10 protein-coding genes are annotated in these 8,505 nt (G+C 65.0%); 8 read left to right on the plus strand and 2 right to left on the minus strand.

All coding sequences use genetic code 11. From position 1 onward, the window contains the following. Nucleotides 1–175 precede the first annotated feature (175 nt). Complete coding sequence (gene rpe, locus H8711_RS11665) at nucleotides 176–835, plus strand: ribulose-phosphate 3-epimerase (RefSeq protein ID WP_249283624.1); 660 nt, start codon at nucleotides 176–178, stop codon at nucleotides 833–835. A gap of 124 nt (nucleotides 836–959) precedes the next feature. Here rpe and H8711_RS11670 read toward each other — a convergent pair whose 3' ends face one another. Continuing rightward, the gene (locus H8711_RS11670) at nucleotides 960–1,634 is read right to left on the minus strand and encodes an adaptor protein MecA (protein WP_249283625.1); all 675 of its coding nucleotides are present in this window, start codon (nucleotides 1,632–1,634) and stop codon (nucleotides 960–962) included. A 46-nt stretch (nucleotides 1,635–1,680) separates the two neighbouring features. Between H8711_RS11670 and H8711_RS11675 the strand changes: the two genes are divergently transcribed. From H8711_RS11675 to H8711_RS11705, 7 genes are all read left to right on the plus strand, one after another. Next, on the plus strand, nucleotides 1,681–2,754 hold the full coding sequence (locus H8711_RS11675) for a 4Fe-4S binding protein (RefSeq protein WP_249283626.1): 1,074 nt from the start codon (nucleotides 1,681–1,683) through the stop codon (nucleotides 2,752–2,754). Continuing rightward, on the plus strand, nucleotides 2,735–3,769 hold the full coding sequence (locus H8711_RS11680) for an RnfABCDGE type electron transport complex subunit D (RefSeq protein ID WP_249283627.1): 1,035 nt from the start codon (nucleotides 2,735–2,737) through the stop codon (nucleotides 3,767–3,769). Before H8711_RS11675 ends, H8711_RS11680 begins: the two co-directional genes overlap by 20 nt. Continuing rightward, nucleotides 3,699–4,406, plus strand: coding sequence for an Rnf-Nqr domain containing protein (locus H8711_RS11685; RefSeq protein ID WP_249283628.1), 708 nt, complete (start codon nucleotides 3,699–3,701; stop codon nucleotides 4,404–4,406). The genes H8711_RS11680 and H8711_RS11685 overlap by 71 nt, the downstream gene beginning before the upstream one ends. Beyond that, nucleotides 4,403–4,996 carry an Rnf-Nqr domain containing protein gene (locus tag H8711_RS11690; RefSeq protein WP_249283629.1) on the plus strand — a complete coding sequence of 198 codons (594 nt, stop codon included), beginning with the start codon at nucleotides 4,403–4,405 and terminating at the stop codon, nucleotides 4,994–4,996. The genes H8711_RS11685 and H8711_RS11690 overlap by 4 nt, the downstream gene beginning before the upstream one ends. 38 nt (nucleotides 4,997–5,034) lie before the next feature. Continuing rightward, the gene (locus tag H8711_RS11695) at nucleotides 5,035–6,282 is read left to right on the plus strand and encodes a putative glycoside hydrolase (protein ID WP_249283630.1); all 1,248 of its coding nucleotides are present in this window, start codon (nucleotides 5,035–5,037) and stop codon (nucleotides 6,280–6,282) included. Between the two features lie 72 nt (nucleotides 6,283–6,354). Next, nucleotides 6,355–7,230, plus strand: a complete 876-nt coding sequence (locus tag H8711_RS11700; RefSeq protein ID WP_249283631.1) for a patatin-like phospholipase family protein — start codon at nucleotides 6,355–6,357, stop codon at nucleotides 7,228–7,230. Further along, nucleotides 7,227–8,309: an FkbM family methyltransferase gene (locus H8711_RS11705; RefSeq protein ID WP_249283632.1), complete on the plus strand. Its 1,083-nt coding sequence runs from the start codon at nucleotides 7,227–7,229 to the stop codon at nucleotides 8,307–8,309. The genes H8711_RS11700 and H8711_RS11705 overlap by 4 nt, the downstream gene beginning before the upstream one ends. 58 nt (nucleotides 8,310–8,367) lie before the next feature. On the opposite strand, the gene H8711_RS14370 is transcribed toward H8711_RS11705, so the two are convergent. Then, complete coding sequence (locus H8711_RS14370; RefSeq protein ID WP_430413574.1) at nucleotides 8,368–8,469, minus strand: SPOR domain-containing protein; 102 nt, start codon at nucleotides 8,467–8,469, stop codon at nucleotides 8,368–8,370. Nucleotides 8,470–8,505: the final 36 nt, after the last annotated feature.

Raw genomic sequence — 8,505 nt, forward strand, 5'->3', positions numbered from 1 at the left:
CTTATGAAAACACGCGCGGGTTTCGCCCCGGATTTCCTCTATTTGGGGCGAAAAAACGTGAATCTTTTGTTAAATTGCGCCGTTTTATTGACGCAAAGGGGCCGCGTGGTTTAAAATATAGTGTGAGTCATTATGGCCGGGAAAAACCGCCGGCAGAAAGGTGCTGTTGCCCCTTATGAAAATTGCGCCTTCTATTTTGGCCGCCGATTTCGGCAATCTGCGCGCCGAGGCGCGGGCGGCCGCCGAGGCAGGAGCGGACTGGCTGCATATCGACGTGATGGACGGCTGCTTTGTGCCCAACATATCCATCGGGCCGTGCGTGGTGCAGGCGCTGCGCCCGGGGCTCGGGATTTTTTTCGACGTGCATCTGATGATCCGCGACCCCTTTTCATACGCCGAGGCGTTTGCCAAGGCGGGCGCGGATTCGATTTGTTTTCACTATGAGGCCGATCCCGACCCGGGCCGGGTGATCGAGCGCATCCGGTCGCTGGGCAAGCGGGTGGGCGTCGCCATCAAGCCGGCCACCCCGGCCGAGGTGCTGCTGCCCTACCTCGACCGCATCGACATGGCGCTGGTGATGACCGTGGAGCCCGGTTTCGGCGGGCAGCGGTTCATGGCCGGTATGATGCCCAAGGTGCAGATGCTGCGCCGCGCAATCGACGCCTCCGGCCGTCCGGTGGATCTCCAGGTGGACGGCGGCATCGACAGCGAAACCGCGGCTGTGGCCGCGCAGAGCGGCGCGGATGTGCTGGTGGCGGGCAGCGCGGTGTATGGCAAGCCCGATTACGGCGCGGCGATCGCCGCCCTGCGGCGGGCGTGCCCCGACCGGGCATAAAAGGCCGCTGAGAAACAACTGTTTTTCGCGCATCCGGCCGCTTTGCCGGCCGGGCGCTATGATCTCATTGTCCGCGGTGGGCGGAGCCGCCACATGGGCATTTTTATAGCTTCGCAGGGCGAAGCTATAAAAAATAGTACGCGATGCGGTCGATCGCATTTTCCTCGGCGATCGGGCGGCCGTGTTCCTCGATGAACGAGGCAGCGAGGTCGCCCCGGCCGGTGAGGTCGGCGTATTCGCTCAAAAAGGCGGCGGAGAGCCCCCTGCGCCCGTCCAGCGGGCTGAGAATCAGGTGGTAACGGCCGCCCAGGTAGTACAGGGAGCTTTTGCGCACCCGGTGGCAGTAGAGCGAAAACAGCCGCGCGCACCCCTCCAGCATGTCGTCGCAGTCGTCGAAGGTGAACACCAGCCGCGGGCAGACCGAGGAGGCGAGCGCCGCGGGCTGGACGCGCTTGGGGACGGGCTGCGGGCTGTCGCCGGTGGCGACGATCTCACGCCACACCGGCAGGTCGCGCCCATCTTCTTCATCCGGATGCGGAGCGGACAGGCCGCCCGCAGGGGCCGATTCCTCAAAGTAGATCACGCATCCGTCGCTCGACGGATAGACCTCGACAAACAGCTTGCCGCTGGAGGGGACAAACCCCACCTCGCGGCGGGCCAGCCGCAGAATATCCAGCAGCGCCGCCTGTGTCTGGGCGCTGTGGTAATCGATCTCATCGTAGGTGAGCCGGTATCGACGCAGGTCGTCCCCGCTGAGCTCCACCCGCAGCCGCCGGTGGTCAAGCAACAGAAAACACATATCGCACCCATCCCTATCTTACAAATTGGCAGGTGGTTACAAACAGATGGCAGGTTTTTTCACCCGAGGCATCATTCTGGAACAGCGCAAGGAGCCCGCGCTCAGCCGCGACCTGCGCAAGTTCTTCAATGTAAATACAAGCAAAATCACCATTGACCGCGATGCCTATCCGCCGGTCGATCAGCTCACCCCGCAGCAGATCATCGCGATCGCCAAGGAGGCCAGGGTGGTGGACGAGCGGGACGGCATCCCGCTGCACCAGAAGCTGGCGATGGCGCACGACACCGGGGTGATCACCGTGGTGGGCGACGCGTCGGACGACGAGCCGTACATCTCCAGCCAGCTCAACCCGCTGCTCAAAAAGAGCGAGCTCGCGGTGGAGGGACTCGGCCTCGCCCAGAGGGCGGTGGGCGCCCAGCACGTCTATTTCGCAGTGTATAAAAACATCACCGATATTTTTACCAAGATCCCGCGCAAAATCGGCGGGGTGGAGGTGCGGCGGGTGCGCGGGCGCTATCCGGCCGAGTACCGCATCACCGACGAGTTCGCCAAGGTGCGCCCGGTGCTGCTCATCGGCGCGGGCGCGCTCATCCACCTGGCGCGCGCGGTGCTCAAGGGCAAGGTGCAGACCACCTGCTTCATCACCGTGGCGGGCAACTGCGTGGCCAACCCCACCAACCTGGAGGTTTCGCTGGGGATGCCGGTGATGCAGGTGCTCGAGCGGTGCGGCCTTTCGGCCGAGCCTAACATCATTGTGCTGGGCGGCTCGATGACCGGCAAGGCCTGCACCGACCCGGACCGGGCGGCTGTCACCTACAACACCGGCGCTGTGCTGGCCTTTTACGAGGACACCAAGGACCGCCGCTACAAGTGCATCGGCTGCGGGCGCTGCGTGGACGTCTGCCCGGAAAACCTCACGCCCTTCTACATCAACCGCTGCATCGAGCACGGGCGGCTGCGCGATCTGCCGTTTTATGAAATCGATCGCTGCATCGGCTGCGGCACCTGTTCCTACATCTGCCCGGCCAACCTGGATATCTCCGCCAACATCAAGGCGGTGCGGTCCAAGCTGCCGCGAGGGAAAGGAGGGAGCCGCCCGGATGCTGCTGAAAGACCATAACGCGCCCCACATCAAAGCGCGCGAGACCAACCGCACGGTGATGGGTGATGCGATCATCGCCCTGCTGCCGCTCTACCTGATGGCCTACTACTTTTACGGGCTGCGCGCGCTCGCGCTGGGCGGCGTGTCGGTGGTCACCTGTGTGGTGGCCGACCTGCTCTGCGTGCTGCTGCGCGGCGAAAAGCCCAACCCGCGCGACTTTTCCCCCATCGTCACCGGCATGATTATCCCGCTGATGCTGCCCGCCAACATCGACTATGCGATCGTGGTGATCGGCGGCCTGTTTGCCATCCTGTTTGTAAAACAGCCGTTCGGCGGCGTGGGACAAAACCTGTTCAACCCCGCGGCGGGCGCGTTTGCGCTCATGGCCATCAGCTGGCCGGAAAAGGTGTTCCTGTATCCGGAGCCGCTCACCCGCCTGGCCGCGTTCGGCGAAACCGCAACCAAGCTGACCGAGGGGCCCGCGCACGCGCTCAAGCTGGGCGGCGTGCCGGTCATCAACGCGCTGGACATGATAACCGGCAACTTTGCCGGCCCGATGGGCGCCACTAATATCTTAGTGTTGGCGACCTGTCTGATATACCTGATTTTTCGCCGCACGGTGAGCTGGCAGACGCCGGTGACCTTTTTGGCCACCTCGGCGCTGATTGCGGGGCTGTTCCCGCGGGTGTCCACCGGCGCGCTCAATTCGGTCGTGTTGGAGCTGTTGTCGGGTACGCTGATGTTCGGCGCGGTGTTCCTGCTCACCGACCCGGTCACCTCGCCCAAACGCGGACTGTCCAAATACATCTACGGCATTGTGGCCGCCGTGGTCACCATGATGTTCCGGCGGTTTGGCGGCTACGAGCAGACGGTGATGTTCGCCGTGCTGCTGATGAACGCCCTGGCGCCGGTGATCGACCGTTTAAGCGAATCGATTCTGAGAATACTAAGGAGGGTCCACCTTGAGCCAAGAAAACGTCGCAACGCGCGCGCCCCGCGCCGGCCGCAGGAAAAAAAGGCTGCACAGGTTTAGCGGCATCATCACCCGCAACCCCGTTTTGGTGGGCGGCCTGCTGCTCGCGCCGGTTGTGGTCGCTTCCACGTCGCTCAAAAGCGCGGTGGCGCTCTCCATCACCATGGCGGTGGTCACCATCCCCACCATGGCGGTGGCGTCGCTTGTGAAAACCCGCCTGCCGCTGTGGCTGCGCATCCCCATGTATACGCTGATCGCGTCGCTGCTGCTCATCCCGGCGGGGATGCTGGTGGTCCCCATCGCGTCCACCATCTTTGATTCCATGGGTATGTATTTTTCCCTCATGATCTTCAACTCGGTGCTGTTTACCCGCGCGGAAAAGCTGGCGGTCAAGTCGTCGCCGGGCGCTGCGCTGCTCGATGGCGCCTGTTACAGCCTGGGCTTTGCCCTGGCCATCTCGCTCATCGCCGCGGTGCGCGAGCTGCTCGCTTCCAACACCCTCTGGGGCGTGCCCATCCATCTGCCGTTTAAGGTGAGCGCGCTGGCGCTGCCGTTCGCAGGCTTCCTGCTGGTGGGTATGTTCGCCGCCATCGGGCGTTTTTTCCGCGAGCTGGCGGCGCGGCAGGCCCCCAAACGCCGCCGTCACCGCCTGGCCGCAGCGCCGGCCCAGCCGGCCCGTGAGGAGGTGGCGCAGTGAAATTTTTTGTGGAGTTTACCTCCCTCGCCATGACCGCGATCTTTTTGGAGAACGTCATCTTCTCCCGCGCGCTGGGCGCCAGCCGGATGCTGGACGTGCTCAAGCGCGGCAAAAATATGGTCAGCTTCGGCCTGCTGCTCACGGTGATGACTACCCTCGCCGCGGCCGTCACCTACCCGATCAGCCTGATGCTGCGGGAGACCGGGGTGGGCGTGTATTACCGGCCGTTCTTCTTTGTCATCGCCATCACAGCGGTCTATCTGTTGGTCTATCTGGGCACGGCAAAGCTGCTGCCCGCGCTGCACAAGCGCCTGGGGGCGTCGATCACCTTCGCCACCTTCAACTGCGCGCTGCTCGGCTCGGTGTTTCTGGCTGCTGACCAGAGCTACAGCTTCGCCCGGACGCTCGGCTTCGGCTTCGGCTCCGGCCTGGGCTTCACCCTGGCCACCCTGCTGGTGGCCGAGGGCAAGCGCCGCCTGATGCTCAGCGACGTGCCAAAATCCTTCCGGGGGTTCCCCATCATGCTGATGTACCTCGGCATGGTGGCCCTCGCCATGTATGGACTGGTGGGGCATCAACTGCCCTTTTAAACAGCGTGTGAATGAATCTAGACAGGTGGTGTGATCTATTGTCAGACGAATTTAAGATCAAACGGCGTGGAAGCAAAATCTATCGCCGAAACCGGAGCAAAACCCGGTCGCCGTTCGCTATGTTGGGGATGGTGGCCCTCGTGGTGGTGCTGTTCATTGTGGGATGGTATGTCTATCCACCTGTTTACGACCTTCTCACAGGCCAGATCCCGGCGCCCTCGCAGGCCGAGCCCAGCCAGGCCGAGCCCTCGCAGAGCGCGGCGGAGCCCCCGGCCGCCTCGTCCGAGCCGGAGCTGCCCGAGCAGTCGGCTGCGCCCGGCCTGACCGAAGTGCGGGCGGTGTATGCGCCGGCCGACTTGATGCGCGACAGCGCGCGGCTGGAGGAGCTCGCCCGTTCGGCGTCGGCCGCGGGCTGCAACGCGGTGCTGTTCGACGGCAAGGACGACACCGGCAGGGTGCTGTTCCGCACCGCCAACGAGATCGCAACGGCCGCTGAGGCAGTCGATCCGGCTGCGGTGGACCTCGAACAGGTCTCAGCGCTGCTCGCGCGCTACCAGATGAAGCCCGCGGTACGCCTGCATGTCTATCAGGACCACCTCGCTTCGGCGGCGGACAGCGACATGGCGGTAAAATACAACGGCCAGGAGCTCACCTGGCTGGACAACTACGCCAACCAGGGCGGCCGCCCGTGGCTCAACCCGTACAGCAAGGCCGCGCAGGATTATAACATCGCGCTGGCGCTGGAGTGCGCGCAGAAGGGCGCGGCGCTCGTCGTGGCGGACAGCGTACAGTTCCCCAACACCATCGGCAAGGAGCTCGCCACCTACGGCGACACCGGCGGCAAGTCCCGCGCGCAGGTGCTCGGCGAGTTTGTCCAGCGCCTGGATCAGGCGCTCGCCGGGGAGCAGTCCCGCCTGGCGGTGGCCACCCCGGGCACTGTGCTGCTCGGCCAGGAGGGCTTCGATTACCTCGGCGAGCCGGGCGCCTACCAGTGCGCGATTGCGGTCAATATCATGCCGTCGTTCTTCGCCAAGCAGCCGTCGTCTTCCGCCCTGGCCCCGGTGATGAACCCGGGCGACACCGTCACCACGGCGGTAAAGGGCATCAACGAGGGCGGGGCAAAGGCGCTGATTCCCTACGTGCAGGCTTATACAGATGCTGATATTCCGGCGGATAAAAACAAACAGTATACAAAAGAGGACGTCCAGGCGCAGATCGACGCGCTGGCGGTCCTCGGAGTGAAGGAGTATATCCTTTACAGCCCCCAGGGGACCTACCCCTGGTGAGAGGCGCACAAAAAACATCGGGGCAGGGATGAGCCGCGCGCTTGTCCCTGCCTATTTTGGAGGAAATGAGACATGGAAAAAGTTGGGTTGGTTTTGGAGGGCGGCGGCCTGCGCGGCGTCTACACCGCCGGTGTGCTCGACGCGTTTCTCGAGCTGGGCCTGGAGTTCCCCTACCTGGTTGGGGTTTCGGCCGGGGCGTGCAACGCGGTGTCGTACGTCTCGAAGCAGCGGGGGCGCGCCGGGCGGGTGATCCTGCAAAACGTGATGGACCCGCGCTACCTGGGGTGGGGCAACCTGCTGCGGCGCGGTTCGATCTTTGGCATGGAGTTTATCTTCGACGAGATTCCGCGCTGCATCGACCCGTTCGATTACCAAACCTTTGAGGAGAGCCCGGTGGAATTCGAGGCGGGCGCGACCAGCCTGCTGACCGGGCGCACCCGCTTCTTCCCCAAGGACCGCCTCGTCGAGGACCGCCACGCGGTGCTGCGCGCGTCCAGCTCGATGCCGCTGGTGGCAAAGCCCGTGATGATCGACGGCGAGCCGTATCTCGACGGCGCGGTGGGGGATTCCATCCCAGTCGGCCGCGCCCTCGAGCGGGGCTGCGACCGGGCGGTGGTGGTGCTCACCCAGCCGCGCGGCTTTGTCAAAAAGCCGATGTCCGCCCATGCGCTGCGCAGCTTGCGCTACCGCGCCTACCCGGAGTTTGTGCGCGCAACCGACAACCGCCATGTGATGTACAACGAAACCCTCCGCCGCATCGAGCAGCTGGAGCGGGAGGGGCGCGCGCTGGTGATCGCCCCGTCCCACCCCTGTACCTTCGGCGGGTTTGAAAAGGACCTCGACAAGCTGAAGGTGATGTATCAGGAGGGGATCGACGCGGCCAGGGCGGCTGAGGGCGCGGTGCGCGCGTTTCTCGCGGGCGGCGTGGAGGCGGCCGGGCGGAGATGAGCATGGATAGCCTGCAAGCCCGCCTGACCGAGCACAGCACCGTATGGGACCGGATGCGGGACTGCCGCAAGCCGGTGCTGCTCTACGGCATGGGCAACGGCGCGCAGAAGCTCCTGGATGAGTGCGCCCGCCGGGGGATCGAGGTCGCAGGGATGTTCGCCAGCGATGAATTTGTGCGCGGCCACTCGTTCGCCGGGTACCCGGTGCTGCGCTACCGCGAGGCGCGCGCCCGCTTCGGCGACTTCTTCACCGCCATCGCGTTCGCGTCGCAGCGCCCGGAGGTGCTCGCGCAGTTCTACGCGGTCGAGCGGGAGGGGGAGACGGCCGCGCCGGACCTGCCGGTGGCCGGGGATGCCCGGGTGTTCGACGGCGGATACCTGCGCGAGCACCTGTCCTCGTTCGAGCGGGCGTTCGCCTTGCTGGCGGACGAGCCCTCTCGCCGCACCTTTGCGGCGCTGGTCAACTACAAGTTGAGCGGCAAATTGGGCTATCTGCGGTGCGCTGAGAGCAGCGTGGACGACTCCTACCGCCTGCTCGCCCTCACCGGGGAGGAGGACTACGTCGATCTCGGGGCGTACCGCGGGGACACGGTGCGCGAGCTGCTCGACCACACCGGCGGCCGGGTGCGCAGCGTCCGCGCGTTCGAGCCGGACGCCAGAAATTTTGCGCACCTGGAACGGAACCTGCGGGCGTGGGGCCTGCGGGATGCAAAGTGCTACAACCTCGGCGCCTGGTCCGGCCCGGGCGAGCTGCCGTTCACGGGGAAAGCCGGCCGCGGTTCGGCGCTGGGGACCGCCGGAGGCGGCGCGGTGCCGGTCGATTCGGTCGATCGAGTGCTGGGCGGCGCGCGGGTAAGCTACCTCAAGCTGGACGTGGAGGGCGCGGAGCGGGAGGCGCTGCTCGGGTGCGCCCGGACCATCCGGCGGTGGCGGCCCAAGCTGTGCGTCTCGGCCTACCACCGCAACGAGGACCTGTTCGCCCTGCCGCTGCTGATCGAACAGATCGCGCCCGGGTATCGGTTTTACCTGCGGCGGTTCCCCTATGTCCCGGCGTGGGATGTCAACCTATATTGCCTGTAAACGCAGCAAGGCCCGGTGTGGCGGAAGGTTCCGCCGCTCCGGGCCTTTTGGCAGCCGTCTATTTTGTGTCCTCTTTGACAAAGGCGTCAAACCCCAGGTGGCTGAGCTGCTGTGCGAGGCGGTGAGCGTTGGATTTGTCGGCGAAAGCGCCGGCCTGCACGAGGTAAATCGGCCTGTCCCGCTGGGGCTGGCCCGC

This window comes from Ligaoa zhengdingensis (assembly GCF_014384885.1).
Lineage (GTDB): Bacteria > Bacillota > Clostridia > Oscillospirales > Ruminococcaceae > Ligaoa > Ligaoa zhengdingensis.

Bases quoted from the DNA above. Each gene is read 5' to 3' on its own strand.
- H8711_RS11670 (WP_249283625.1), bottom strand. From the start codon at position 1,634: ATGTGTTTTCTGTTGCTTGACCACCGGCGGCTGCGGGTGGAGCTCAGC.
- H8711_RS11700 (WP_249283631.1), top strand. From the start codon at position 6,355: ATGGAAAAAGTTGGGTTGGTTTTGGAGGGCGGCGGCCTGCGCGGCGTC.
- H8711_RS11705 (WP_249283632.1), top strand. From the start codon at position 7,227: ATGAGCATGGATAGCCTGCAAGCCCGCCTGACCGAGCACAGCACCGTA.
- rpe (WP_249283624.1), top strand. From the start codon at position 176: ATGAAAATTGCGCCTTCTATTTTGGCCGCCGATTTCGGCAATCTGCGC.
- H8711_RS11675 (WP_249283626.1), top strand. From the start codon at position 1,681: ATGGCAGGTTTTTTCACCCGAGGCATCATTCTGGAACAGCGCAAGGAG.
- H8711_RS11680 (WP_249283627.1), top strand. From the start codon at position 2,735: ATGCTGCTGAAAGACCATAACGCGCCCCACATCAAAGCGCGCGAGACC.